Here is a 26,219-nt window from a genome sequence, read left to right as displayed (position 1 = left end):
GACGAACCAAGTTTTATACCAATGCGCCAAAATTAGAGTTTGATGCCTTAATTTGGAAAGCCTTTACCTTAAAATCCAGTTACGAGTATAACGTGTTAAGTGATGAAGCTGGTAAAATTAATAGTTTTGATTTCTGGGATGCATCATTAGCCTACCGAAAAGATGCAGATGCCAAATGGGAATTTGAAATGAAGGCAACTAACTTGCTAAATACCAAATCGCAAAGTCAAACAAATGCAGGTTCTTTATCTGTAAGCACTAACGATTATTATATTCAACCGCGCTTTGTAACATTGCGCGTTATATACAACTTATAATTAATCAGTACAACACAATTAATTAGGCTGTCTGACAAGTTATTATTCTAATATTTAGAATAAAAATTCACTTTTCAGGCAGCTTTCTTTTTTGGGTATTTCACTTCTGTTTTTCCAGCTTATTATACGGTCTGTCTTATAGAAATGTTGTGTTTTGATAGGTCACAATTTATTAACTAAAATTAGAATTATGAGAAACATTTTTAAACACGGTTTGGCTACTTTAATTATGGTTTCCGTAGGTTTTATTCATGCACAAAATACGGATGCTGTTGTTGAAAGTATTGTAAAAGAAGCTACTGAAAATTCACAATTAGAACGTTTAGCACACGAAATGTTAGATGCAATTGGTCCGCGTTTAGTGGGAACACCACAAATGAAACAGGCCAATGATTGGGCTGTTGCTCAATATGGGAAATGGGATATTTCAGCTAGAAATGAAAAATGGGGAGAATGGCGTGCATGGGATCGTGGTATCACACATATTGATATGGTGCACCCAAGAATCCAATCGTTAGATGGTATGCAATTAGCTTGGAGTCCAAGCACGGGATTCAAAGGAGTTACAGCAGAAGTAATAATACTCCCAACGGTTAAAGATTCTTTGGAGTTTAATAATTGGATGAAAAGTGTAAAAGGCAAATTCGTTATGACATCTATGTATCAAACTACGGGGCGTCCAGATTATAACTGGGAAGAGTTCGCAACAGAAGAATCATTCGAAAAAATGAAAAAAGAACGCGATTCGCTCTCAACAGAATGGTATGCCAACTTGAAGAGAATGGGTTATAATTCAAGAAATATTAATCAAGCATTAGAAACGGCTGGAGCAGCCGGAATTATTACGTCCTACTGGTCTAAAGCATTTGGTTCTAACAAAATTTTTAGCGCAAGAACTGAAAAAATTCCAACCGTAGATATTGAGCTGGAAGATTATACCATGTTATATCGTTTAGCAAAATACGGTAGTAAACCACGTGTGAAAATTGTAGCGGAATCTAAAGATTTAGGTGTAGCTACAAATTATAATACTATAGCTGAAATAAAAGGTTCTGAAAAACCAGACGAGTATGTTATTATGTCGGCCCATTTCGATTCTTGGGATGGTGGAACGGGAGCTACCGATAATGGTACTGGAACATTAGTTATGATGGAAGCTATGCGCATTCTAAAAAAGGTATATCCAAATCCAAAACGTACTATTTTAGTTGGTCATTGGGGAAGTGAGGAGCAAGGTTTAAATGGGTCTCGGGCTTTTGTGGAGGACCATCCTGAAATTGTGAAAAACATTCAAGCCGTATTTAATCAAGATAACGGAACAGGTCGTGTTGTGAATCTTTCTGGTGCTGGTTTTTTGCATGCTTATGAGTATTTATCACGTTGGTTAGAGCCAGTTCCAAACGATATTTCAAAGCATATTGAAACTAATTTTCCAGGTTCGCCTAGTGGAGGTGGATCAGATAATGCACCGTTTTTAGCCGCTGGCGCGCCATCATTTAACTTGAGCTCATTAAGTTGGTCTTACTGGAATTATACATGGCATACAAATAGAAAAACCTATGACAAAATTGTCTTTGACGACGTAAGAAGTAATGCTATTTTAACGGCTATTTTAGTTTATATGGCTTGCGAAGATCCAAATAGAGCATCTTCCGAAAAAATAATACTACCAGTTAACTCGAGAACAGGTGAGCAACGTACTTGGCCAGAGCCACGTTCACCACAGCGTAAAGGCGGTCTTTATGATTAATTAAACGCCGAGTTTAAAACAATTTTCCTCTTAATGTATTAAGGGAAATTGTAACAAGAACTCATAATGAATAACTAATGGATTCATTATGAGTTTTTTGTGTTTTAATGTGGACATTAGAGAAAAAAAGGAGCCGTTTTTTGCAAAAAGAAATAAAAACTATAATATATTTACGCTCGGTTTTGGGGAGATACTCAAGCGGCCAACGAGGGCAGACTGTAAATCTGCTGACTACGTCTTCGCAGGTTCGAATCCTGCTCTCCCCACTTTAACTCGAAAAATCCACACGGCCGTGTGGATTTTTTTGTGTTATAAAATGCGCGTGAGTTTACTCACAAGCGTATTTTATAACACAAAAAAATAAACTGCTTTTGCAGTTTGATTTTTCAATTTCCAAAAGAGTTAAGCAGGATCAGCGCAGCTAATCCTGTAATGTAACGCTTACTTTTCTGTTTTGTGTCTTTTTATGTTTTCAAGGAGTGGCTTTCAGGATCAGCGTAGCTAATCCTGTAATTTAAGGTTTGATTTTTTTTATTATCAGAACCAAACCTTCAAGATCAGCGCAGCTAATCCTGCCTTTTATATAAAAGTTTTAATTAAAATCTGCCCAATTATCTAAATCTAATGTCCAATCATAATCGCCGTAATCTATCGAGAATTTTTCAGTGGTCGCTAATATAGCATAAGATTTCAGTATATCTTTTATGTCATTTTTAGAGCCAAAATCGCCTCGAAACCATTTAAACAAAGGTGAAATGGTTACAATTTTCTTTTCGTTATCATAGGTGGTTGTTTTTATTAAATAATTTCTAGAGCTCATATCAAACTGTGCTTCTAGCTTATCTGGCGTATAAATAGCGACAGGTGGACAATTTTTAGCACCACAATTTAAAACAAAATGAATTCTGAAATCGCGTTCGTCAACACGCAATGTGCGCTCAAATTTATTAGGAAACCATTTTCTAATTTTACCCAGTCCTAATTTCCATTGCGATTTTCTAATTATACCATGTTCAATTTTGTCAAAAGACACCATGTTGCCAGCAATAGCAATTTGTTTTTTCTTGAAAAAAGCACCTCGATCCTCAAACAATTCTGGTTTATCGGTTAATATAATTTGAATATAGGCATTGTATATATTCACCCAAAACGCTAGTTTTTCAGTATCCGTTTTTAATGCTGTGCTTAACGTTTCTAATGAGGTATTCTTTAAAATACCCTGAATGTCCTGTGTGTTTTGTCCACTTTTTATTTTTGTCAACAGTTGTTCGGAAAGCGCATTAAAGTTCGTTGGTTCACTTGTATCTGTTTGTGCTTCGCCCTGAACAGAGATTAATAGAACGGAAAGAAATAGGATGACTTGTTTTAAAATTGTTGTTTTCATGAATTTGTTTTTACGATGGGATTTTAGCTGCAAAAGTAAGTTAGTTATAAATCCACATCCTATAAATTTACGTATATTTCTTATATATGGTTTTAGTTAAAAGTATTTCAGTGATTATTCCGGCGCATAACGAACGAGATAACTTATTCGTTTTAGTACCACATTTAGTAGCTATTTCTCAAGGATTTAATGTTGAAATTATTATCGCCTTATCAGCGGAATCCCAGAGTATAAGTGCTAAAGATTTTCGGTGGAATGAGGTTTCTATACTTAGGTGTGCAAAAAAAGGTCGCGCCGTTCAAATGAATCAAGCAGCTAAAAGTGCTATGGGAGATATTCTAGTTTTCCTTCATGCAGATGTTTTACCGCCATTAAGTTTTTTTAAGAATATTCAAGAAACAGTTGCATCAGGTATGGATGCTGGTTTTTTCTCTTATACATTTGATTCGGATAATTTCTGGTTGAAAATAAATGCGCATTTCACCAAAACTGACGGCATATTTACTGGGGGTGGTGATCAATGTTTATTTATTAAAAAGTGCGTTTTTGAAATTTTAGGTACTTTTGATGAAGATCAAGTTCTAATGGAAGATTTCGAGTTTTTTAAACGAATGAAGAAGGCCAAAACACCCTACACCATTGTAAATAACGACTTAATTGTTTCGGCGAGAAAGTATCAAAACAATTCTTACCTAAAAGTTAACTTGTGTAATTTATTAATGGTTGTTTTATTCAAATGTGGCTATAAGCCCGAAAAATTAAAAACCTTATACGGCCGTATGCTTAAAACGACTTAACACAAAAAAAGCCTCACAAAAAAATGTAAGGCTTTTAGAGATTTTTAAGGGTGATATTATAGGTCGAATGCGGCTTTTACTTTATCCACATAGTCTAATTTTTCCCATGTAAATAATTCAACATCCAAGGTAATGGATTCACCATTTAATTGTTCAAATGTCTTGGTAATAGTTTCGTTCTTTCGTCCCATATGCCCATAGGCAGCCGTTTCACTATACATAGGTTGGCGTAATTTCAATCTGCTTTCAATAGCAAATGGTCTCATATCAAAAATTTCAGTCACTTTCTGTGCTATCTCACCATCTGTTAAATTAAACGGACAGGTTCCATATGTGTCAATATAAATAGAGGTTGGTTTTACCACACCAATAGCATAACTAACTTGTACTAAAATTTCATCTGCAATACCAGCGGCAACCAAGTTTTTGGCAATGTGTCGTGTTGCATAAGCAGCACTTCTATCTACCTTACTTGGGTCTTTGCCTGAAAACGCACCACCACCATGGGCACCTTTTCCTCCATAGGTATCCACAATAATTTTACGACCCGTTAAACCGGTGTCACCATGTGGTCCTCCAATAACAAACTTCCCTGTTGGGTTGATATGATAGGTGATATCGTCATTAAATAATTCCTGAATATGCTCCGGAAGTTTTGCAACCACGCGTGGAATTAGCACCTCTTTAATGTCCTTGTTTATTCGTGCTATCATTTCCTCTTCAGCTGCATTTTTATCTTCAGCAGATTTGGATTTTGGTAATACAAATTCATCGTGTTGTGTTGAAATGACAATAGCTTCAATACGTTGTGGTACATTGTCATCACTATACTCTATAGTTACCTGACTTTTAGAGTCAGGACGTAAATAGGTGATGTCTTTTTCTTCACGACGTAATTCTGCTAATTCTAATAACAATCTGTGCGATAAATCTAAAGCCAATGGCATATAGTTTTCGGTTTCGCTTGTCGCATAACCGAACATCATACCTTGATCTCCTGCACCTTGTTCTTCTTTACTCGCGCGATCTACACCTCGATTAATGTCTTCTGACTGTTCATGAATGGCAGAAAACACACCACACGAACTACCATCAAACATATACGCGCCTTTGGTGTATCCAATTTTATTAATGGTATCACGTGCAATTTTCTGAACGTCTAGGTAGGTGTTGGATTTTACTTCGCCTGCTAAAACAACTTGCCCCGTTGTTACTAATGTTTCACAGGCTACCTTTGATTCGGGATCAAAAGCTAAAAAATTATCAATTAATGCGTCACTTATCTGGTCGGCAACTTTATCTGGATGTCCTTCAGAAACACTTTCCGAAGTAAATAAATATGGCATAGTTTCACTTATTTATGCGTTAAACACTGTGAAAAATTATGTGATTGCTGTGGCCTGCTAGAGTAGTAGAATTGAACTGCTTTAGCATTTTTTTATGAGGTTGCAATCAGACAAATTTTTCCTCTTAATTATTACGCTGCAAAAATAAGAAATTTAAATGGAACAAAATTTTTTTAGACTTTTTTTCACATTTAATTTGGTTATTATGAATTTGTATTGCAATATTTGCGCTCACAAAGTTCAAAAACTTACTGAAATGTTATCAAGAAAGGTGGAGGGATTAGACCCGTTGAAGCCTTAGCAACCCTTAGTTCTATACTATGAAGGTGCTAAATTCTACTTAATTTTCGATTCATTTATCGAAATATTGGATAGATAACTCAAACGAAATTACTCATCTGTGATTTCAATTTTCTTTTTAACATTTTTCTAATAGGTACGCTTCTAACGAGGCTTATTTGACTTTTGGTTTAATTTATTTATTAACTCAAAAAAACTAGAAAAATGAGTATTCAAAATTTCGCAACAAAAGCGTTGCATGCTGGACATGATGTTCAGCAACATGGAGGAACCAAAGCCGTTCCTATTTATCAAACGACATCTTATGTTTTTAACAATTCAGAACATGCAGCTAATCTTTTTTCATTAAAAGAATTAGGGTTTATTTATACCCGTTTAAATAACCCTACGAATCAAATCCTACAAGATCGTTTGGCTGCCGTAGAAGGTGGTGTTGGCGCTGTGGTTTTCGCGTCGGGAACATCAGCAATTTCTACAGGGCTATTAACCCTTTTAAAAGCTGGAGATCATATTGTAGCTTCTAGTAGTTTGTATGGTGGCACATTTAATTTGCTAAATGTTACTTTACCAAGATTAGGGATTACAACCACTTTTGTAAATGCGGATAATCCCGACAACTTTGCAGCAGCCGTGCAAGATAATACAAGAGCTTTCTTTGTTGAGTCTTTAGGGAACCCAAAGCTTGATGTTTTAGATTTAAATGCTATTTCCGTACATGCAAAAGCAGCTGAAGTTCCTTTTATTGTTGACAATACTGTGGCAACTTCCGTATTAGTAAAACCCATAGAGCATGGTGCAGATATTGTTATTCACTCCCTTACAAAATACATTGGTGGTCAAGGAACTTCCCTAGGAGGCGCCATAATTGATGCGGGCACTTTTAATTGGGCAAATGGAAAATTCCCTGAATTTACAGAGCCTTCAGCAGGATATCATGGTTTAAAGTATTATGAAACTCTAGGAGCTGCTTCCTATACTTTTAAATTAATTTTAGAAGGTTTGCGTGATTTTGGTGGTGCATTAAGTCCAACCAATGCTTTTAATATTATTCAAGGTTTGGAAACATTGCCCATAAGAATTAAACAACATTCTCAAAATGCATTAGCATTGGCTAAATGGTTAGAAGACCAAGAAGAAGTAAGTTGGGTAAATTACCCAGGTTTAGAAAGTAGTAAATACAAATCTTTGGCAGATAAATATTTGCCAAACGGGCAGAGTGGTTTAGTGACTTTTGGTGTTAAGGGCGGATTTGAGTCGGCAAAAACTATTGCAGACAACACGAAATTATTTTCATTATTAGCCAATATTGGAGATACAAAATCATTGATAATTCACCCAGCGAGTACAACCCATCAGCAATTAGATGCAGCGCAACAAGCAAAGGCAGGCGTAAGTCAAGATTTAATTAGGTTGTCAGTTGGTATTGAAGATCTAGAGGATTTAAAAGAAGATTTAAAAGCTGCTTTTAAAATAATTAACGAAGCCGTTTTACAAGATTAATTAAATTTTTATAGATACTAATTATGAGCGATTTAATATTTAAAGTACACGGAGAAAGTGCTTCTCCTGCGAAATTCATTGCCAAAACAAGGAATTTTAGACTAATAATAGACGAGTCAGAAGATTTAGGTGGTACCGATGAAAATGCCAATCCTGTTGAATATGTTTTAGCGGGTTTATCTGGATGTGTAAACGTAGTTGGACACTTGGTGGCTAAAGAATTAGGGTTTACAATTAATACCTTAAAAATAGAAGTTGAAGGAAGTATAAATCCGAATAAACTTTTTGGAAGGTCTAATGCTGAAAGAGCAGGATTTAAACAAATTAGTTTAAAGCTAATTCCAGATACAGAAGCGTCCATTGAAACATTGGTAACTTGGTTGAAAATAGTTCAAGAGCGCTGTCCTGTTAAGGATAATTTATTGAACGCGACGCCAGTAAGTCTGGAGGTTGAAAAACAATATGCCATTTAAAGCATGTCAAAATTAGAACACATCCAAATTCCACATTTCAAATTAGAGATTGGTAAGACAGTTACTTTAAAATTGTCTTACCAATTATTTGGAAAACCATTAGGGTCAGCCCCAATTGTGCTTGTTAACCATGCGCTTACGGGAAATAGTAATGTGTCTGGAGCCGATGGTTGGTGGAAAGATCTTATTGGAACAGCTAGAGTTATCGATACGCAGGTATATACGGTTTTAGCGTTTAATATTCCGGGTAATGGTTATGATAATTTTATCATTGAAGACTATAAGAGTTTTGTTGCCAAAGATATTGCAGCACTATTTTTAGTGGGGTTAAAAGCACTTAAAATCCATAAGTTATTTGCCATTATTGGCGGCTCCTTAGGTGGTGGTATTGCTTGGGAAATGTTAGTACTGAAACCAGATTTAGCATCACATTTTATTCCAATAGCTACCGATTGGAAAGCAACGGACTGGCTTATTGCCAATTGTCAAATCCAAGAACAGTTTTTAGTTAATTCTAGCAATCCGGTACACGATGCGCGCATGCATGCCATGTTATGCTATAGAACGCCAGCCTCATTTAAGGAGCGGTTTCAGCGAACTAAAAATACCGATTTACAGATGTTTAATGTCGAAAGTTGGTTGTTGCACCACGGTAAAAAATTGCAAGAACGCTATCAGCTGGCATCTTATAAATTAATGAACCAATTACTAAAAACAATTGATGTTACTAAAGGAGGAGAGTATAGTTTAAAAATTTTAGATGACATTCAGGCCAATATCTATATTATAGGTGTCAATTCGGATTTGTTTTTTACAGCTGAAGAAAACCGCGAAACACAAAAATATCTAGCCTTAACACATCCTAATGTGACTTATAATGAAATCCATTCCATTCACGGACACGATGCGTTTTTAATAGAGTTCGAACAGTTAGAAAAAATTATTTTAGGAATTTTTAAACCTGAAACAAAAAGAAATAGAATGAAAGTATTAAAATTTGGAGGGAAATCTTTAGCAAATGGCAACGGATTAGAAACCGTGCTTTCCATTATTGAAGCTAAAGTAAAAAACAAGCAGAATATAGCCGTTGTTGTTTCTGCTAGAGGAAATGCCACCAACCAATTAGAAGTTATTCTAGAAAAAGCAGCTGCCAAACAAATATATAAACCAGAATTGGAAGCATTTAAAAGCTACCAAATAGAACCTTTAAAGTCTATTGATTTTTCTGAAGAATTTTCCAAAATAGATACACTTTTAGAAGGCGTAAGCCTACTTGAAGATTATAGCGAAAAAATTAAGGATGAGGTATTAGCACATGGTGAATTACTCGCAACAAAAATTGTTACACAATTATTACAGGAGCGACACATAAAAGCACATGCAACAGACGCTAGAACTTTAATAAAAACCGATGCTAACTTTGGGGATGCGCAGCCTATTTTAGCTGTTTCTGAACAAAATGTAAAAGCGCATTTTGAAAAATATAATGGTGATACTGTTCATATTGTTTCCGGGTTTATTGCTTCCAATTTAAAAAATCAAACAACTACTTTAGGTCGGAACGGTAGTAATTATACAGCGTCCTTACTCGCTAATTATTTAGATGCCGAGGAATTGGAAAGCTACACACATGTAAATGGAATTTATACGGCTAATCCTGAATTAGTCGCCGATGCTAAAACAATTAGTCAATTATCTTATGAGGAGGCAAATGAGCTTGCCACGTTTGGAGCCACAATTTTACATGCGAAAACAATTGTACCTTTAATTGAAAAAAACATCAATCTTCGAATTTTAAATACGTTTAATTCGGAAGGCCAAGGAACTTTAATAACATCTAAATCAACAGTGGATGGCATTAAATCGCTTTCAGTTTTAGATCATGTGTCTTTAATAAATTTTGAAGGCCGAGGACTTTTGGGAAAAGTAGGTGTGGATGCTAGAATATTTAAAACCTTAAGTACACATCGTATTAGCGTCAGTATTATTGCTCAAGGCTCGTCAGAACGTGGAATTGGTTTTATTGTTTCCGCAAATAGAGCAAAAGATGCGGTTGTTGCTTTGGAACATGAGTTTGAGCATGAATTTCAAACGAATGACGTGCATAAAATTTCAATTATAGACGATGTTTCCGTTATTTCAATTATTGGATTGGATTTAAGTAAATTTCATCAACCCTATAATGCGCTTATAAAAAACCAAATTGTGCCTTTACTATTCAACAATACCATTTCTGGTAAAAATGTGAGTTTGGTGGTTAAAAAAAATCAATTGCATAAAGCTTTAAATGTTATTCACGGGCAGGTATTTGGCGTAGCAAAAAAAATAAATATCGCCATCTTCGGTAAAGGCTTGGTTGGAGGAACACTTATTGAACAACTATTAGAAAATACAGCGTCTATTTTAAAGCGAAGGAACATTCAGTTAAAGATATTTGCCATTGCAAACTCAAAACAAGTGCTGTTGAATGCTTCAGGAATTAGTGGAAATTGGAAACAAGATTTAGAGTCTGAAGGTCTTACTAGTACACAGGTAGAAACCATTATCGATTACGCGAAAAAACATCATTTAGAAAATTTAATTGCCGTAGATAATACAGCAAATACTGATTTTATTGATAATTACATCCCATTAGTGGAAGCTGGTTTCGATTTGGTGTCTTCTAATAAAATTGCCAATACGGTTTCTCATAATTTCTATAAAACCTTAAGAGCTAAATTAGCCGAAAACAAAAAAGAATATCTATATGAAACTAATGTAGGTGCAGGATTGCCTTTAATAGATACCATTAAATTATTACATGAATCTGGTGAAAACATTACAAGAGTAAGAGGTGTTTTTTCTGGTTCCTTAAGTTATTTGTTCAATACATTTTCATCTGAAAGTAGACCTTTTTCAGAAATTCTTCAGGAAGCCATTGATGAAGGATACACGGAGCCAGATTCAAGAGAAGATTTATGTGGAAATGATGTGGCTAGAAAGTTATTAATCCTAGCTCGTGAGTTGGATTTAGAAAATGAATTTGAAGATATTCAAATAGAGAACTTAATTCCTCAAGAATTTAGGGATATTCCTGCTTCACAATTTTTAGGAAATTTGGATGCTTTAAACACAGTTTTTCAAAATAAAAAAGAGTCACAAAAATCAGATCACGTCTTGAGATATATTGGTGATTTGTCGGGAGATTTATTTAAAAGTAAAGGGCAGCTAGACGTGCAATTGGTTTCTGTGCCAAAAATTTCACCTTTGGGAGCATTAAAAGGTTCGGATGCTATTTTCGAAATATTCACCGAGTCATATGGCGAAAGGCCTCTAGTTATTCAAGGTGCTGGTGCTGGAAAGGCAGTTACGGCTAGAGGTGTCTTTGGAGATATTTTACGATTGGCTAAAAACAGCAACTAACAGAATTGAATTAATTACCAAAAAGGGAAATTAAACTGATTTTTTAATTAATAAGTCAAATTTATAAGCAGAAAAAATAATGTGTATTAATATGATTAAGAATCCTTATTTTTGACGAAACATGACGTATTTATGAAAATATCAAAATTAGCCGAAGGTTTAAAAGGTTCGGAGATTATTAAAATTGCTGGTGAAGTCAATGCTTTAAAAGCTCAAGGGGAAGTGGTTTACAATCAAACTATTGGCGATTTTGATTCAGGTATTTTTCCCATTCCTGATGAGTTGAAAGCTGAAATTGTTACGGCCTACAATGATAACCAAACCAATTATCCGCAGGCCAATGGTATGGAAGCCTTGCGTGTTAGCGTTTCTAATTACTTGTTGCGAAATTTAAAATTAGACCATTCAAAAGATGAAATCTTAATTTCAGGAGGAGCAAGACCTTTAATCTACGCAGTTTATCAAACTATTTTAGATTTGGAGGATACGGTTCTGTATCCTGTGCCTTCTTGGAATAATGATGCCTATTCCTATTTAGCTCGTAATAAAGCTGTGGTTGTCGAAACCAAGGTTGAAAATAATTTTATGCCAACAGTTTCTGATATAAAACCGCATATTCAACAGGTTAATTTAATTGCTTTATGTTCGCCTTTAAATCCTACAGGAACAACGTTTACTAAAGAAGCGCTATTAGAAATTTCAGAACTCGTTATTGAAGAAAACAAACGTCGAGCCAGCCAGGATGAAAAACCACTTTACATATTATACGACCAAATTTACTGGCAGTTAACTTATGGCGAAACTATACATTACAACCCTGTAGAATTGGTGCCTGCCATGCGGGATTTTACCATTTTTATTGATGGAATTTCTAAAGCATTTGCGGCAACAGGTGTCCGTGTTGGTTGGGCTTTTGGTCCTGTGCATGTTATTAATAAAATGAAAGCCTTATTGAGCCATATTGGTGCTTGGGCACCCAAAGCAGAACAATTGGCAACGGCCTCGTATTTAAATCAGACGGAAGTAGTTCAAGATTATTTAACACATATTAAATCCGAATTGAACAATAGATTAATTTCCTACTACCAAGGTTTTAACGCACTACAAATTAAGGGATTTCCTGTGCGTGCCATTCAACCCGAAGCTGCTTTGTATTTAACGGTTCAGTTTGATTTAATAGGAAAAACAACGCAAGAAGGGACAACCCTTAAAAGCATTCAAGAAGTAACAAGTTTTCTACTGCATGAAGCAAAATTAGCTATTGTCCCTTTTTATGCTTTTGGGACTTCTACAGATTCCAATTGGTTCAGATTATCAGTAGGAACAGCGAGAAAAGAAGATATTGAAACGGTTTTTGAACTGCTAGAAAATGCACTTCAGAAATTAAAATAAGATGCTTTTAAGAAATTACATACATTTGCGCCACAAGTTTTAGAATGAAGCACCTGTTTACTTTTTTATGTTGTATTGGTTTTGCTGCGCTTTTTGCACAAGATAAACCGACGAATTCCTATTTCGACTTAAATTATTTTAAAGGAAATATAGCCCTTCATAATAATGATATTTTACACCTTATTAAAGGACATCCAGAAGGTTTTATATTAAGTTGGAACAAAAAAACTTTTGGTAATGAAGATTGGGAACAACGCTATGGTTATCCAGATTATGGTGTGTCATTCGCCTACCAGAATTTAAAGAATGATGTTTTAGGAACCAATTACTCATTGTATGCACATTATAATTTCTATTTTTTAAAACGAAATTTAATGTTGCGTATTGGACAGGGTTTGGGTTATACAACCAATCCGTATGACAAAATAGAAAATCCCAGAAATAATGCCTTTGGAACATCCCTTTTAAGTAGTACCTATTTAATGTTGAACTATAAACGCGAACGGATTTTTGATAAGTTCGGTTTACAAGCTGGTTTTAGTTTAATTCATTATTCCAACGCAAACGTGAAAGCGCCCAATACCAGTGTTAACTCCATTACATTTAATCTAGGTGTTACTTATAATTTAGATGAAGAAGATTCTGAATACCAAAACACCATTACCAAAGAAAAATTTACGGAACGCATTAAGTATAACATTGCTTTTAGAAGCGGAATTAATGAAAGTGATGTCGTAGGAAGTGGTCAATTTCCATTTTACATTGTTTCGGCTTATGCTGATAAACGTTTAGGACATAAAAGTGCCATTCAGTTTGGTGCAGATGTGTTTTTTTCCAAATTTCTAGAGGAATTAATTTATTATAAATCCGTTTCATTTCCTGAAGAGAATGTTACAGGTGATGAAGATTGGAAGCGGGTTGGATTATTTGTAGGTCACGAATTATTTATTAATAAAATGTCCATTGAAACCCAATTGGGCTATTATGTGTATTATCCGTATGATTTTGAAGGACAAACCTATATTCGTATTGGGTTGAAACGCTATTTTGGCAAAAAATGGTTTGGCGCATTAACCTTAAAATCTCATGGTGCTAAAGCCGAAGCTGTTGAATTTGGTGTCGGAATCCGATTGTAATTTATGATTAAAAAACTCACATATCTCGTTGTATTATTTGTACTTTCTTCATGCAGTAGTGAAGATGCAAACGATTGTTTTCAAAACACAGGAACAACGATCCAGCAAACAGTGCTCGTTTCAGATTTTGAACGCATTTTAGTTAATCGTGATGTGGAACTTATTTTAAACGAAGCTCCAGATTTTTCCGTAATTATTGAAACGGGTGAAAATTTATTAAACGATGTGGAAGCAATTGTTGTTGGTAATCAACTACAATTAATCGACAATAACACCTGTAATATGGTTCGAGATTTTGGTACAACTAAAATTTATGTGTCGGCTCCAAATATTAAGGAAATTAGAAATTCCTCACAGTTTGATGTATCATCAAATGGGGTATTGAATTATCCTGAATTAAAACTTATTTCTGAAAATTTTAAAGAACCCGATGCGTTTACTATAGGTAATTTCAGAATGACGCTAAACACCACAGATTTAATAGTGACGTCCAATAACTTATCCTCCTTTTATATATCTGGAACCGCTGAAGATGTTATTATTGGATTCTATTCTGGAATAGGCCGTTTTGAAGGTCGCAATTTAATGGCTCAAAAAATGCGTGTATATCATCGTGGTAGTAACGATGTCATTGTGAATCCTATACAAGAACTTAAAGGTGATTTGTATGGAACAGGAAATCTTATTTCCGTAAATACGCCGCCAACGCTTGAAGTTACACAGCATTATCAGGGTCGTCTTATTTTGGAGTAGTATTATTTATTGGCTGTTAACTCCCGAAACAAACTTTCCAAACTCGCATTTTTCTGATTTAATTGCAGAATTTTCAATTCGTTATCATGAGCAAAATCAAACACATGAGAACGCATATCTTCAGCGGTTGCAAAAGTAATTTCATAAAAAAAATCATGCACATTCACAACGTCTTTTACATGCGGTAATTTTTCTAGAAAAACGGTTTCTACACGATAATCAAATTCCACGATTACTATCTGTTCTTTATCGTCGCGCAGTTCTTTTAATGTTTTATTTGCTACAATTTCACCTTTATTGATAATAATAACGCGGTCGCACATGGCTTCCACTTCTTGCATAATATGTGTAGACAAGAACACCGTTTTTTCTTTACCTAACGATTTAATTAAATCCCGAATATCCACCAATTGGTTTGGATCCAGACCCGTTGTAGGTTCATCTAAAATCAACACATCCGGATTGTGTAATAAGGCATTTGCTAAACCCACACGTTGCCTATATCCTTTGGAAAGTTGACCAATTTTTTTATGGGCTTCAGGCGTTAATCCTGTTAATTCAACTACGTCTTGAATACGCTTTTTATCCACACCGTAGACTGCTGCATTAAATGCCAAATATTCCTTCACATATTGGTCCAAATACAACGGATTGTGCTCAGGTAAATACCCAACACTTTGCTGAACGTTTTGTTTTTCAGAATTAACATCAAAACCATTTACTTTGGCGTTGCCTTCCGAGGCCTCAATAAAGGTGGTTAAAATTTTCATCATGGTAGATTTTCCAGCACCATTAGGTCCTAAAAAACCCACAATTTCCGATTTATTAACTTTAAAAGAAACTTGATTTAACGCTTTTTGAGAGCCGTATAATTTGCTGATGTTTTCAACTTCAATAGACATAAAGTAATTACGTTTTTTCAAAAATAACATATAAATATGAAATGGAACGTACAACGAAAACCTTATATTCTTAAAATAAATAAAAAAGATTTTGTTTTTTCATTTTATTAACTACTTTAGCCTTTCGAATTATGAACACAAGTACGAATAACACATATTACAATTGGTATTATTTCTTTTTTAACAAAAGGAACGAGACGCTGTATGTGTAATTTTTAATCATAAAATTAAACTATTTAAAGTCTCGATGTTAATCGGGACTTTTTTTGTTTATACTAGTTTGGTTTTGAAATGTAATAAAGAAAACAACATGACAAAGGCAGTAGCCATACAAGGAATACAAGGGTCATTTCATCATATTGTTGCACAGCAATATTTTGGAGATTCAGTCCTATTATTGGAGTGTTTATCATTTGATGAAGCTGTAAACTCCTTATTAAACAAGAAAACAGATGCCGTTGTTATGGCGCTTGAAAACTCTATTGCGGGATCTATTATTCCCAATTATGCATTAATTGATACGCATGATTTACATATTGTAGGCGAGCAGTATTTGGATATTCAACACCATTTAATGGCTTTGCCAAAACAAGAAATTCAGGATATTAAAGAGGTGTATTCGCATCCTATGGCTTTGTTGCAGTGTAAAGCATTTTTTAAAACACATCCACATATAAAGTTAATTGAAGATAAAGATACAGCTGAAGTGGCTCAACGCATTCAAACCCAGCAATTAAAAGGTGTTGCAGCTATTGCAAGTCAATTAGCAGCCGATTTATTCAAGTTAGAAATTTTAGCTAAAAGTATTCAAACCATTCAGCATAACGAAACTCGTTTTGTGATTGTAAAACGTGATAATGCAGACTTTTCGAATGAAGAAACCAATAAAGCGTCTTTAAAATTCGAATTAGAACACAAACGTGGCAGTTTAGCAACTCTTTTAAATGTGATGAGCGATTGCCAATTAAATTTAACCAAAATACAATCGCTTCCAAAAATTGAAACTCCTTGGAAGTATGCTTTTTTTGTGGATGTCACTTTTGATTCCTATAGCAATTTTCAAAAAGCACGCACTCTATTACAAATTATGGCCGAAGACTTCAAAGTTTTAGGACAATATAAACACGCAAAATAATGATTGAATTAGCCAATCGCTTACAAACTGTGGAGGAATACTACTTTTCGAAAAAATTGCGAGAAGTCGCATTACTCATGGCAAACGGAAAGCCTATAATTAATTTAGGTATTGGAAGTCCAGATTTAAATCCACCCCAAAAAGTTATAGATACTTTAACGGATAGTTTTAAACATCCTAAAGCTAATCAATATCAAAGCTATCAAGGGTTGCCAGAATTTCGTGAAGCCATTGTGTCTTTTTACAGAGATCAGTATGATGTGTATTTAAGTCCTTCCACAGAAGTCCTTCCATTAATGGGAAGTAAAGAAGGTATCATGCATATTTCTATGGCATTTTTAAACCCGGGAGATCAAGTATTGATTCCTAATCCAGGTTATCCAACCTATACATCGGTCACTAAATTAGTAGGAGCGAAACCTGTTTTTTACGATTTAACGGAATCTTCAAATTGGCTTATAGATATTGAGGCGTTGGAAGAACAGGATTTATCTAAAGTAAAAATTATGTGGGTTAATTATCCCCACATGCCAACAGGAACGAATGCAAGTGATGCTTTTTTTACGCGACTTATTGCATTTGCTAAACGGCATACTATTTTAATAATTAATGATAATCCATACAGTTTTGTTTTAAACAAGGAACCAAAAAGTATGCTTCAAATTGCAGGCGCTAAAGACGTGTGTTTGGAGTTAAACTCGTTGAGCAAAACCTTTAATATGTCTGGTTGGCGCGTAGGAATGGTGCTTGGAAGAGCAGAATATATAAACGCTATTTTAAAGGTGAAAAGTAATATGGATTCTGGTATGTTATTTGGCATTCAGAAAGCAGCTATTCAAGCTTTAAATTGCTCTAAATTATGGCATGTAAGTCTGAATCAGGTTTATGAAGAACGACGGCAACTTATTTGGAAATTGGCTGATGCACTAAATTGTACCTATAATAAAAACACGAGTGGCATGTTTGTTTGGGCCAAATTACCACCTTTTATGAAATCGGAAGAGTTTGTAGATTTATTATTAAAAGAGAAAAACATTTTTATAGCACCAGGAACCGTTTTTGGAAGTAATGGTGAAGGTTATGTGCGTTTTTCATTATGTGCAAGTACCGAAATAATTGAAGAAGCGTTAGCTAGAATTTAATACTATGAAAAACATATATATTATTGGTGTTGGATTAATTGGCGGAAGTATAGCCAAAGATATCAAGTATTTGAATCCTGAAATTACCATTTTTGGAATCGATACAAATGAAGACCATTTAAATGACGCTTTAGCATTAAAAATAATTGATGAGAAAGCAGAGTTTGAAGATGTAAAACATGCAGATGCCGTTATTTTAACCATTCCTGTAGATGCAGCCGTAACGGTTTTACCAAAAGTATTGGATTTAGTGCATGATAATGCTTTGGTTATGGAAGCAGGCTCTACTAAAGTGGCTATTTGTAAGGCTGTTGAAAATCATCCAAAACGGCGAAACTTTTTAGCAACCCATCCTATTGCAGGAACGGAATTTTCAGGCCCAAAAGCAGCATTAGCTGGTTTATTTCAAGGAAAAACAAATATTATTTGCGAAGTAGAAAAAACAGCGTTTCAATTGCAAGAGCGTGCATTAAGTATTTTCAAAATTATGGGTATGCGCATTCGGTATATGAATCCGGAGGCACATGATAAACATATTGCTTATGTATCGCATTTATCCCATATTAGTGCGTTTATGTTAGGGAAAACGGTTATTGAAAAAGAAAAAAATGAACGCGATATTTTTGATATGGCAGGAAGTGGGTTTGCATCTACAGTGCGATTGGCAAAAAGTTCGCCAGACATGTGGACACCCATTTTTAAGCAAAATAAAACCAATGTTATAGAAACTTTAGACGAATATATTCAAAACTTAACCACGTTTAAAACCTATTTAGAAACGGATCGTTTTGAGGAAATTCACAAAGAAATGTCGGTTACAAATTACATTAAAGATATATTAAACGGAATACAATAAGCTAAAATCAAATTCCAAAAACTAAAATCCAAAACGGATTTACTTTAAAAGCAATTGGAGTTTGTTTTTTCGAAATAAAAAAAGAAGATTATGGAAAATAAAAAAGAATTAGGAACCTGGTTACATAACTTCGGATTAGATCATCCGTTAGTAATAGCTGGGCCTTGCAGTGCAGAAACAGAAGAACAAGTTTTAAAAATAGCCCACCAATTAAAAGATACAGATGCTACAGTTTTAAGGGCAGGAATTTGGAAGCCACGCACAAGACCTGGGAATTTTGAAGGTGTTGGTGCTTTAGGTTTAAATTGGTTGCAAAAAGCTAAAGAAGAAACGGGGATGTTAATTGCAACGGAAGTAGCTAATGCCAATCACGTGGAATTAGCGTTAAAACATGATGTTGATGTACTATGGATTGGTGCACGCACAACCGTTAGTCCGTTTATTGTTCAAGAAATTGCAGATGCTCTAAAAGGAACGGATAAACCTGTTTTGGTAAAAAACCCTGTGAATCCTGATTTGGCTTTATGGCTTGGCGCTGTGGAGCGTTTTTATACGGCTGATATTAAAAATTTGGGTGTTATACATCGCGGGTTTTCAACCTATGAAAAAACACGTTACAGAAACAATCCAGAATGGCAATTACCAATCGATTTGCAAAATCGGTTTCCAGATTTACCGCTAGTTTTAGATCCATCGCATATTGCTGGGCGTCGTGATATTATTTTCGATTTATGCCAAACGGCCCTCGATTTAAATTATGATGGTTTAATGGTAGAAACCCATTTTGATCCAGACAATGCGTGGAGTGATGCTGCCCAGCAAATTACACCAGCAACGCTGGTTCAGTTTATGGACGATTTAAAGATTAGAAAAGAAACAGGTGAAGCCACCGAATTCAAAAATAAAATCAATACCATGCGAACGCAAATTGATGTAATTGACCATCAATTAATTGATATGTTCGGCAAGCGTATGAAAGTAGCTGATGATATTGGAGCGCTTAAAAAAGCGCATAACGTTGCTGTTTTACAAACTAAACGTTGGAATGAAATTTTAGGTAAAATGATTCTCCAAGGCGAAGAAAAGAATTTAAGCGAAGAGTTTATTTTACGAGTTTTTAAAGCCGTACACCAAGAATCGATAAACCATCAGGAAAAAATTATCAATAAGTAAATCATGTGTTTTTTTACCGATTAATTTTTCGCTAAAAATTAATATCGCATCTTTGTAATAATGACAGGAATCGTTTATAAATCTACAGGAAGTTGGTACACCGTAAAAACGGATTTAGGTGCCGTTTACCCATGTCGTATTAAGGGTAAGTTTCGAATGAAAGGAATCAAGAGTACCAATCCGGTAGCTGTTGGTGATCGTGTGGATTTTGATCTGGATTATGACAATAACGAAGAGCCTGTTGGTGTGATAACCCTAATTCATGATCGGAAAAATTATATTGTTCGAAAATCGGTTAACCTATCCAAACAAACCCATATAATTGCTGCCAATATTGATCAGGTTTTTTTATTAATAACCATTGATAATCCACCAACATTTACAAGCTTTATCGACCGGTTTTTGGTGACGGCTGAAGCGTATTCCATCAAAACGATTCTGCTTTTTAATAAAGTAGATACCTATGACGAAGACACGTTGAATGAGGTGAAATATCTAGCACATGTATATCGGAAAATTGGCTATGATTGTATTGGTATTTCGGCAACAACTGGAAAAAATATTGAAAAGGTTAAAGGTTTAATGACCGGGAAGGTTAGCATGTTTGCTGGACATTCAGGAGTTGGAAAATCTACTTTAGTCAATGCCATTGAGCCGGAATTGGATTTGAAAACAAAAGCTATTTCAGCGCAACATTCGCAAGGGCAACACACAACAACTTTTGCTGAAATGTTCGACTTAAGTTTTGATGCCAAAATTATTGATACGCCAGGCATTAAAGGTTTTGGTGTGGTAGATATGGATAAGGAAGAAGTTAGTGATTATTTTCCAGAGTTTTTCGCCTTAAAACAAGACTGCAAGTTTAATAATTGTATTCATGTAGAAGAACCACATTGTGCTGTTAAAGATGCCTTGGAAGCTAATGATATTGCCGCATCGCGTTACCGAAGTTATCTACAAATCCTAGAAGGTGATGAAGATCATTTCCGAACGGAAGAATGGATGAAATAATATTTAAAAACCAATCACTATTATTCCCCAAAAATTAATTTCTTATTTACATGAAAGCAGTTATTCAAAGGGTTTCTCAAGCAAGTGTTACAATTAATGATGATAAAGTAGCGTCTATAAATTCTGGTTTAGTGGTGTTATTAGGCATTGTAAATGACGATGCAGCCGAAGATATTACGTGGCTTTCCAATAAAATTGTGAATATGCGTATTTTTCCAGATACAGAAGGCGTCATGAACAATTCCATATTAGATAATCAAGGTGATATTGTTGTAGTCAGTCAATTTACGTTACATGCCAATACAAAAAAAGGTAACAGACCCAGTTATATAAAAGCGGCAAAGCCAGATGTGGCTATTCCGTTGTATCAGGATTTTATTAAGCAAATGGAGACGGTTTTAGGAAAACAGATTCAAACGGGTGAGTTTGGTGCCGATATGCAAGTGGCATTAATTAATGATGGCCCTGTTACGATTATTATAGATACTAAAAACAAAGACTAATGAATATTGAAAATGCACAATTAGCCGTTGATGAATGGATAAAAGAACATGGTGTTCGGTATTTTAACGAGTTGACCAATATGGCACAACTAACTGAAGAAGTTGGGGAAGTTGCTCGAATTATTGCTCGTCGTTATGGCGAACAAAGCGAAAAAGAAAGCGATAAAAAAAAGGATCTAGGCGAAGAGTTAGCCGATGTTGTTTTTGTGGTGTTATGTTTAGCAAACCAAACGGGTATTGACTTGCAAGCTGCTTTTGATAAAAAATTAGATATTAAAACCAAACGCGACCATGAGCGTCATCAGAATAACCCGAAGTTGAAGTAGATTATGAATCTCAAACTCCAAAAGTCAGTAATCAAAAACCAGCAATATCCAATCAATATTACGGGTTCTAAAAGTGAATCCAACAGATTGTTATTGCTGCAAGCCTTGTATCCTGAAATTCAGATTCATAATCTATCCAATTCTGACGACACGGTTTTTATGGCAAAAGCGTTGTCTTCAGATTTAAATACTATAGATGTGCATCATGCTGGAACCGCCATGCGATTTTTAACGGCTTATTTTGCGGTTCAAGAAAACCGAACGGTGACCATAACAGGTTCCAAGCGCATGAAAGAACGTCCCATTCAAATTCTGGTTGATGCTTTAAATCAATTAGGAGCAGATGTTTCTTATCTTGAAAACCTTGGATTTCCACCTTTGCAAATAGAAGGTCGGAAACTAACTAACAATCAAGTGACTGTTAAAGCAGCTGTAAGTAGTCAATATATTTCGGCTTTATTACTTATTGGATCTAAATTGGAAAATGGATTATATGTAACGTTAGATGGCGAAATCACGTCCATTCCATATATAAAAATGACCCTTCAGTTACTCAATCAGATTGGTGTGGAAACCTTTTTTGAAAATAATATTATTGAAATTAAACCATTAAAAAAAATAAAAAACAGCGAATTAACCGTTGAAAGCGATTGGTCTTCAGCTTCCTATTTTTACAGCTTGATAGCTTTAAGCCGTATGGAAACTGAAATTTCGTTAACATCCTATAACATGGATAGTTTACAAGGCGATTCTGTTTTAGCTAAAATTTACAAACAATTTGGAGTCTCAACATCATTTCAGGAGAAAAGCATCACACTAAAAAAAGTAGCTAAAATAAATTCTTCTGTAGAAATAAAATTAGATTTAGTTAACGCGCCAGACATTGCTCAAACCATTGCTGTTTCCTGCTTCGGTTTAGGAATAGCGTGTCACTTAACAGGTTTACATACGCTCAAAATTAAAGAAACGGATCGGTTAGTGGCTTTAAAAACAGAATTAGAAAAATTAGGCGCTACTGTAATTATTACGGAAGATAGTTTGCAATTAAAAGCAACGACCACCATAAAAAAAGATATTGCCATAGATACCTACAACGATCATAGAATGGCTATGGCTTTTGCGCCATTAGCATTAAAAACAGACCTGGTTATTCATGATGCTGGCGTGGTTTCAAAATCATATCCGTCATTTTGGAACGACTTGAAAGCCACTGGAATTAGGCTATCTGAATAATAAATGGCTAAATACTTGACAACGCCTACTTTCAGGTTGTATATTTGCAATCTTTGCGAGTAAAATTATTAACTTCTAAAACATATACGTCTATCAAAAAAATGAAATTATCGCATTTTAACTTCGAGTTACCAGAGGAGTTATTAGCGGAATATCCTTCTGAAAACAGGGATGAGTCACGTTTAATGGTATTAAACAGAAAAGATCAAACAATTGAACACAAAATGTTTAAAGATATTATCGATTATTTTGATGAAGATGATGTCATGATTTTAAACGACACCAAAGTTTTTCCAGCAAGATTATACGGGAATAAGGAGAAAACAGGTGCGCGTATTGAAGTATTTTTATTACGTGAGTTAAATGAAGAACAGCGTCTTTGGGATGTGTTGGTAGATCCAGCTAGAAAAATCCGTATTGGTAATAAATTGTATTTCGGTGAAGGCGAATCTTTAGTCGCTGAAGTTATTGACAATACCACATCTAGAGGTAGAACACTTCGTTTTTTATATGATGGTTCTTACAGAGATTTCCGCGTAAAATTAACCGAACTTGGAGAAACGCCACTGCCTAAATACATCAAGCGTGAAGTGGAACCAGAAGATGAAGAGCGTTACCAAACTATTTTTGCAAAAAATGAAGGTGCCGTTGCAGCTCCAACAGCTGGTTTACATTTCTCGAGACATCTATTAAAGCGCCTAGAAATTAAAGGCGTTAAGTTTGCGGATGTAACCTTGCATGTTGGTTTAGGAACATTTAATCCTGTTGAGGTTGAAGATTTATCCAAGCATAAAATGGATAGTGAAGAAATCATTATTAAGAAACCAACAACAGATATAATTAATAAAGCAATTAAAGATAAAAAACGCATTTGTGCCGTTGGTACAACAGCAATGCGATCTGTAGAAAGTGCTGTTTCGTCCAGTGGAACCTTGAATGAGTTTGATGGCTGGTCCAATAAATTTATTTTCCCACCTTACGATTTTAGTATAGCCAATTGCATGATTACTAATTTCCATACACCAAAATCAACACTTTTAATGATGGCTTCCGCTTTTGCTGGTCATGACTTTATCAAGAAAGCGTATGATGAGGCTGTTAAAGAAAAGTACAAATTTTATAGTTATGGTGATGCCATGCTAATTATATAATAAACATGATTAAAGCCTTGTTTTTACAAGGCTTTTTCATTTTATTTTTTTACGTTTTATAGATCTTATATGAGTGATAAAAAAGATATCCGTGCTTTAACCAAAGACCAATTACGAGACTTTTTTGAAAAAGAAGGCGATCAAGCATTTCGTGGTAATCAGGTTTATGAATGGCTTTGGAGTAAATCGGCACATAGTTTTGCGGATATGACAAACTTGTCCAAGGAAACACGCGCTATGCTAGAAAATAACTTTGTCATTAACCATATTAAGGTGGACGATATGCAAAGGAGTAGTGATGGCACGATTAAAAATGCGGTTAAGCTACATGATGGGTTAGTTGTGGAATCGGTTTTAATACCTACTAAAACGCGCACAACAGCGTGTGTATCTAGTCAAGTTGGTTGTAGTTTGGATTGTAAGTTTTGTGCCACATCACGATTAAAGCGTATGCGTAATTTAAATCCAGATGAAATTTATGATCAGGTGGTTGCTATTGACAATGAAAGTAGACTTTATCATGACAGACCTTTAAGCAACATTGTCTTTATGGGAATGGGTGAGCCGCTTATGAATTACAACAATGTGCTGAAAGCCATTGATAAAATAACATCACCTGAAGGTTTAGGTATGTCGCCAAAACGCATTGTGGTATCCACGTCAGGTGTACCTAAAATGATAAAAAAAATGGCAGATGAAAAGGTTAAATTTAAATTAGCCGTTTCCTTACATTCCGCCATCGATGAGGTGCGAACATCTATTATGCCTTTTAATGCTACGTTTCCCTTAAAGGATTTACGCGAAGCTTTGGAGTATTGGTATGCACGGACAAAAAATAGAATTACCTACGAGTATGTGGTTTGGAAAGGAATTAATGATCAAAAAAAGGATGTTGATGCCTTAATAGAATTCTGTAAGTTTGCGCCTAGTAAGGTGAATTTAATTGAGTACAACCCAATTGATGATGGTATGTTTCAACAAGCACATGATGAGGCTATTGATATGTATGTAAACATGCTAGAAAAAAATAATATTACAGTTACCGTAAGACGTTCACGAGGTAAAGATATTGATGCCGCTTGCGGGCAGTTAGCCAATAAGAGTTCATAAAAAAAAGGCTACTTAATTATAAGTAGCCTTTTTAATTTAATAGTAGTTATTTATAATTATTCAATAACTATTTTCTTTCTTTTTTGTGCGTTAGAATTAGCATCTGTAACCTCTACAATATAAATTCCAGAAGCTAAATTGCCGGCATCAATGTTTTGAGATTCTAAACGTGTATTTCCGTTAAGAACTTCTTGTCCTGCAATATTCAAAATGCGATAATTAGCCTCTCCTTGAAGATTATAAATGGTTACTACTTTGTCTTTACAACCAATAAACATGGAGTTTAATGCGAATTCGTCAGTGCTTAACAAAGAGGTGTCAACCGAAAAATCATCAATCATAAATCCGAATTGATCTTGAGATATACAGTTTATTCCAATATATACTGAAGCATTATCGTAAGTGGCAGGTAAATTAGCAGTGAACTGTCTCCAGGTATTGTCATTTGGTGGAACACTTTCTGGATTCGCTGATATAATGGTGAAACTACCTGGTGCTGTATCTGTAGTGGATATTCCAACTGTAAACATTTCTTCTGAATACGTTGCATCACATGCTTTATACCAAAAAGAAATACTATTGCCGCTTTCTGCTAATGTTACTTGTGGAGATATTAGCCAATCATTATTAAAAACGCCTCCAGCTGGAACAGCAGCAAAACAAACCATTCCTTTGGTGCTATTGTACCCTTCCCAGTTGCTTGTAGCTGAAGAGGTTAGTGGGGGTGTGGTAGCTGTATAATTAAATACTTGGAAAGATTTTGCACTTGCGCTTTCAGGAAACGTTACACCATTGAAACCATATGTAGGTAATCCGTCTACATCAATTAAAGTCCATGATCCTACACCAGTAATAGCAAAATCTGTATAAGATTCAAAATCATCTTCAAACAAATTTGTTTGAGCACTCAATGAGTAGCAAATTAATAAGCTTAATAATAAAGTAATTTTTTTCATAATGTTATAATTTTCGGGATTAATCAATAAAAATACAAAATTTAAATTATTTAAGCGATTTTCGTACGATTTTAACATGTCACCTAATCCGTAGATATATCATGTTAGTGTTTTTGCAGTTCTTTCAATTACGCATTCTCTCAATAATCCTAATGGCTGTTTGCAATTAGT

The 26,219-nt window shown here is 34.9% G+C and carries 22 protein-coding genes, 1 tRNA gene, 1 pseudogene and 1 riboswitch; of the genes and pseudogenes, 20 read left to right on the top strand and 4 right to left on the bottom strand.

The window, feature by feature from the left end; translation table 11 throughout:
- The 3 genes and pseudogenes from ACN0QX_RS11520 to ACN0QX_RS11510 all read left to right on the top strand — a co-directional run.
- Positions 1-317: pseudogene (locus ACN0QX_RS11520) on the top strand (TonB-dependent receptor); the annotation flags it as partial.
- 229 nt (positions 318-546) lie between these two features.
- Positions 547-2,067: a M20/M25/M40 family metallo-hydrolase gene (locus ACN0QX_RS11515; protein WP_417197136.1), complete on the top strand. Its 1,521-nt coding sequence runs from the start codon at positions 547-549 to the stop codon at positions 2,065-2,067.
- 184 nt (positions 2,068-2,251) lie between these two features.
- Positions 2,252-2,333, top strand: a tRNA-Tyr gene (locus ACN0QX_RS11510).
- 326 nt (positions 2,334-2,659) lie between these two features.
- Here ACN0QX_RS11510 and ACN0QX_RS11505 read toward each other — a convergent pair.
- A complete protein-coding gene (locus ACN0QX_RS11505; RefSeq protein WP_248397779.1) occupies positions 2,660-3,451 on the bottom strand; it encodes a DUF547 domain-containing protein in 792 nt (263 codons plus the stop codon).
- Positions 3,452-3,537: 86 nt separating this feature from the next.
- Here ACN0QX_RS11505 and ACN0QX_RS11500 point away from each other — a divergent pair, with 86 nt between their 5' ends.
- On the top strand, positions 3,538-4,248 hold the full coding sequence (locus tag ACN0QX_RS11500) for a glycosyltransferase (protein WP_248397781.1): 711 nt from the start codon (positions 3,538-3,540) through the stop codon (positions 4,246-4,248).
- Between the two features lie 56 nt (positions 4,249-4,304).
- Here the strand turns inward: ACN0QX_RS11500 and metK are convergent, their stop codons facing one another.
- Positions 4,305-5,594, bottom strand: a complete 1,290-nt coding sequence (gene metK, locus ACN0QX_RS11495; protein ID WP_376858961.1) for a methionine adenosyltransferase — start codon at positions 5,592-5,594, stop codon at positions 4,305-4,307.
- Between the two features lie 256 nt (positions 5,595-5,850).
- Positions 5,851-5,976, top strand: a riboswitch (SAM riboswitch).
- 122 nt (positions 5,977-6,098) lie between these two features.
- On the opposite strand from metK, the gene ACN0QX_RS11490 reads away from it, so the two are divergent.
- The 6 genes from ACN0QX_RS11490 to ACN0QX_RS11465 all read left to right on the top strand — a co-directional run bounded on the left by ACN0QX_RS11490 (position 6,099) and on the right by ACN0QX_RS11465 (position 14,550).
- Positions 6,099-7,394 (top strand): O-acetylhomoserine aminocarboxypropyltransferase/cysteine synthase family protein, encoded by a 1,296-nt coding sequence (locus tag ACN0QX_RS11490; RefSeq protein ID WP_417197133.1) that lies wholly within the window; start codon positions 6,099-6,101, stop codon positions 7,392-7,394.
- A 23-nt stretch (positions 7,395-7,417) separates the two neighbouring features.
- Positions 7,418-7,867 carry an OsmC family protein gene (locus tag ACN0QX_RS11485; RefSeq protein ID WP_417197131.1) on the top strand — a complete coding sequence of 150 codons (450 nt, stop codon included), beginning with the start codon at positions 7,418-7,420 and terminating at the stop codon, positions 7,865-7,867.
- Positions 7,868-7,870: 3 nt separating this feature from the next.
- Complete coding sequence (gene thrA / locus ACN0QX_RS11480) at positions 7,871-11,269, top strand: bifunctional aspartate kinase/homoserine dehydrogenase I (protein ID WP_417197130.1); 3,399 nt, start codon at positions 7,871-7,873, stop codon at positions 11,267-11,269.
- A 132-nt stretch (positions 11,270-11,401) separates the two neighbouring features.
- Entirely contained in the window at positions 11,402-12,661 is a 1,260-nt protein-coding gene (locus ACN0QX_RS11475; protein WP_417197128.1) for a pyridoxal phosphate-dependent aminotransferase, read from the top strand.
- Between the two features lie 44 nt (positions 12,662-12,705).
- On the top strand, positions 12,706-13,797 hold the full coding sequence (locus ACN0QX_RS11470; RefSeq protein ID WP_417197126.1) for an acyloxyacyl hydrolase: 1,092 nt from the start codon (positions 12,706-12,708) through the stop codon (positions 13,795-13,797).
- A 3-nt stretch (positions 13,798-13,800) separates the two neighbouring features.
- Complete coding sequence (locus ACN0QX_RS11465; protein ID WP_417197124.1) at positions 13,801-14,550, top strand: head GIN domain-containing protein; 750 nt, start codon at positions 13,801-13,803, stop codon at positions 14,548-14,550.
- 2 nt (positions 14,551-14,552) lie between these two features.
- Here ACN0QX_RS11465 and gldA read toward each other — a convergent pair whose 3' ends face one another.
- Positions 14,553-15,452 (bottom strand): gliding motility-associated ABC transporter ATP-binding subunit GldA, encoded by a 900-nt coding sequence (gldA, locus tag ACN0QX_RS11460; RefSeq protein ID WP_417197122.1) that lies wholly within the window; start codon positions 15,450-15,452, stop codon positions 14,553-14,555.
- A gap of 310 nt (positions 15,453-15,762) precedes the next feature.
- Here gldA and ACN0QX_RS11455 point away from each other — a divergent pair, with 310 nt between their 5' ends.
- The 10 genes from ACN0QX_RS11455 to rlmN all read left to right on the top strand — a co-directional run bounded on the left by ACN0QX_RS11455 (position 15,763) and on the right by rlmN (position 25,092).
- Positions 15,763-16,587, top strand: a complete 825-nt coding sequence (locus tag ACN0QX_RS11455; protein WP_417197121.1) for a prephenate dehydratase — start codon at positions 15,763-15,765, stop codon at positions 16,585-16,587.
- Positions 16,587-17,729: a pyridoxal phosphate-dependent aminotransferase gene (locus ACN0QX_RS11450; protein WP_417197119.1), complete on the top strand. Its 1,143-nt coding sequence runs from the start codon at positions 16,587-16,589 to the stop codon at positions 17,727-17,729. Before ACN0QX_RS11455 ends, ACN0QX_RS11450 begins: the two co-directional genes overlap by 1 nt.
- Before the next feature lie 4 nt (positions 17,730-17,733).
- Entirely contained in the window at positions 17,734-18,585 is an 852-nt protein-coding gene (locus tag ACN0QX_RS11445) for a prephenate dehydrogenase (protein WP_417197117.1), read from the top strand.
- Positions 18,586-18,675: 90 nt separating this feature from the next.
- Positions 18,676-19,758, top strand: a complete 1,083-nt coding sequence (locus ACN0QX_RS11440; protein WP_417197115.1) for a chorismate mutase — start codon at positions 18,676-18,678, stop codon at positions 19,756-19,758.
- A gap of 60 nt (positions 19,759-19,818) precedes the next feature.
- Positions 19,819-20,769 carry a ribosome small subunit-dependent GTPase A gene (gene rsgA, locus ACN0QX_RS11435; RefSeq protein WP_248397807.1) on the top strand — a complete coding sequence of 317 codons (951 nt, stop codon included), beginning with the start codon at positions 19,819-19,821 and terminating at the stop codon, positions 20,767-20,769.
- Between the two features lie 50 nt (positions 20,770-20,819).
- Entirely contained in the window at positions 20,820-21,272 is a 453-nt protein-coding gene (gene dtd, locus ACN0QX_RS11430) for a D-aminoacyl-tRNA deacylase (RefSeq protein ID WP_417197113.1), read from the top strand.
- Positions 21,272-21,598 (top strand): nucleotide pyrophosphohydrolase, encoded by a 327-nt coding sequence (locus ACN0QX_RS11425; protein WP_417197111.1) that lies wholly within the window; start codon positions 21,272-21,274, stop codon positions 21,596-21,598. Before dtd ends, ACN0QX_RS11425 begins: the two co-directional genes overlap by 1 nt.
- Positions 21,599-21,601: 3 nt before the next feature.
- Positions 21,602-22,831, top strand: a complete 1,230-nt coding sequence (locus ACN0QX_RS11420; RefSeq protein WP_417197109.1) for a 3-phosphoshikimate 1-carboxyvinyltransferase — start codon at positions 21,602-21,604, stop codon at positions 22,829-22,831.
- 101 nt (positions 22,832-22,932) lie between these two features.
- Positions 22,933-23,982: a tRNA preQ1(34) S-adenosylmethionine ribosyltransferase-isomerase QueA gene (queA, locus tag ACN0QX_RS11415; RefSeq protein WP_248397815.1), complete on the top strand. Its 1,050-nt coding sequence runs from the start codon at positions 22,933-22,935 to the stop codon at positions 23,980-23,982.
- A gap of 69 nt (positions 23,983-24,051) precedes the next feature.
- The gene (gene rlmN / locus ACN0QX_RS11410; protein WP_248397816.1) at positions 24,052-25,092 is read left to right on the top strand and encodes a 23S rRNA (adenine(2503)-C(2))-methyltransferase RlmN; all 1,041 of its coding nucleotides are present in this window, start codon (positions 24,052-24,054) and stop codon (positions 25,090-25,092) included.
- A 56-nt stretch (positions 25,093-25,148) separates the two neighbouring features.
- Here rlmN and ACN0QX_RS11405 read toward each other — a convergent pair whose 3' ends face one another.
- Positions 25,149-26,048 carry a choice-of-anchor J domain-containing protein gene (locus ACN0QX_RS11405; protein ID WP_417197107.1) on the bottom strand — a complete coding sequence of 300 codons (900 nt, stop codon included), beginning with the start codon at positions 26,046-26,048 and terminating at the stop codon, positions 25,149-25,151.
- Between the last annotated feature and the right edge of the window lie 171 nt (positions 26,049-26,219).

The organism is Bizionia sp. (assembly GCF_048259285.1).
GTDB classification, from domain to species: domain Bacteria; phylum Bacteroidota; class Bacteroidia; order Flavobacteriales; family Flavobacteriaceae; genus Algorimicrobium; species Algorimicrobium hallyeonense.
The sequence above is the reverse complement of the archived record's forward strand: the minus strand, read 5'-3'. Positions and strand labels throughout refer to the sequence as shown.

Coding starts and splice junctions, on each gene's coding strand:
- ACN0QX_RS11470 (WP_417197126.1), top strand. CDS start 12,706: ATGAAGCACCTGTTTACTTTTTTATGTTGTATTGGTTTTGCTGCGCTT.
- queA (WP_248397815.1), top strand. CDS start 22,933: ATGAAATTATCGCATTTTAACTTCGAGTTACCAGAGGAGTTATTAGCG.
- ACN0QX_RS11475 (WP_417197128.1), top strand. CDS start 11,402: ATGAAAATATCAAAATTAGCCGAAGGTTTAAAAGGTTCGGAGATTATT.
- ACN0QX_RS11485 (WP_417197131.1), top strand. CDS start 7,418: ATGAGCGATTTAATATTTAAAGTACACGGAGAAAGTGCTTCTCCTGCG.
- rlmN (WP_248397816.1), top strand. CDS start 24,052: ATGAGTGATAAAAAAGATATCCGTGCTTTAACCAAAGACCAATTACGA.
- ACN0QX_RS11445 (WP_417197117.1), top strand. CDS start 17,734: ATGAAAAACATATATATTATTGGTGTTGGATTAATTGGCGGAAGTATA.
- ACN0QX_RS11515 (WP_417197136.1), top strand. CDS start 547: ATGGTTTCCGTAGGTTTTATTCATGCACAAAATACGGATGCTGTTGTT.
- ACN0QX_RS11490 (WP_417197133.1), top strand. CDS start 6,099: ATGAGTATTCAAAATTTCGCAACAAAAGCGTTGCATGCTGGACATGAT.
- gldA (WP_417197122.1), bottom strand. CDS start 15,452: ATGTCTATTGAAGTTGAAAACATCAGCAAATTATACGGCTCTCAAAAA.
- ACN0QX_RS11450 (WP_417197119.1), top strand. CDS start 16,587: ATGATTGAATTAGCCAATCGCTTACAAACTGTGGAGGAATACTACTTT.
- ACN0QX_RS11455 (WP_417197121.1), top strand. CDS start 15,763: ATGACAAAGGCAGTAGCCATACAAGGAATACAAGGGTCATTTCATCAT.
- ACN0QX_RS11465 (WP_417197124.1), top strand. CDS start 13,801: ATGATTAAAAAACTCACATATCTCGTTGTATTATTTGTACTTTCTTCA.
- ACN0QX_RS11420 (WP_417197109.1), top strand. CDS start 21,602: ATGAATCTCAAACTCCAAAAGTCAGTAATCAAAAACCAGCAATATCCA.
- metK (WP_376858961.1), bottom strand. CDS start 5,594: ATGCCATATTTATTTACTTCGGAAAGTGTTTCTGAAGGACATCCAGAT.
- ACN0QX_RS11505 (WP_248397779.1), bottom strand. CDS start 3,451: ATGAAAACAACAATTTTAAAACAAGTCATCCTATTTCTTTCCGTTCTA.
- ACN0QX_RS11500 (WP_248397781.1), top strand. CDS start 3,538: ATGGTTTTAGTTAAAAGTATTTCAGTGATTATTCCGGCGCATAACGAA.
- ACN0QX_RS11425 (WP_417197111.1), top strand. CDS start 21,272: ATGAATATTGAAAATGCACAATTAGCCGTTGATGAATGGATAAAAGAA.
- thrA (WP_417197130.1), top strand. CDS start 7,871: ATGTCAAAATTAGAACACATCCAAATTCCACATTTCAAATTAGAGATT.
- ACN0QX_RS11440 (WP_417197115.1), top strand. CDS start 18,676: ATGGAAAATAAAAAAGAATTAGGAACCTGGTTACATAACTTCGGATTA.
- rsgA (WP_248397807.1), top strand. CDS start 19,819: ATGACAGGAATCGTTTATAAATCTACAGGAAGTTGGTACACCGTAAAA.
- dtd (WP_417197113.1), top strand. CDS start 20,820: ATGAAAGCAGTTATTCAAAGGGTTTCTCAAGCAAGTGTTACAATTAAT.
- ACN0QX_RS11405 (WP_417197107.1), bottom strand. CDS start 26,048: ATGAAAAAAATTACTTTATTATTAAGCTTATTAATTTGCTACTCATTG.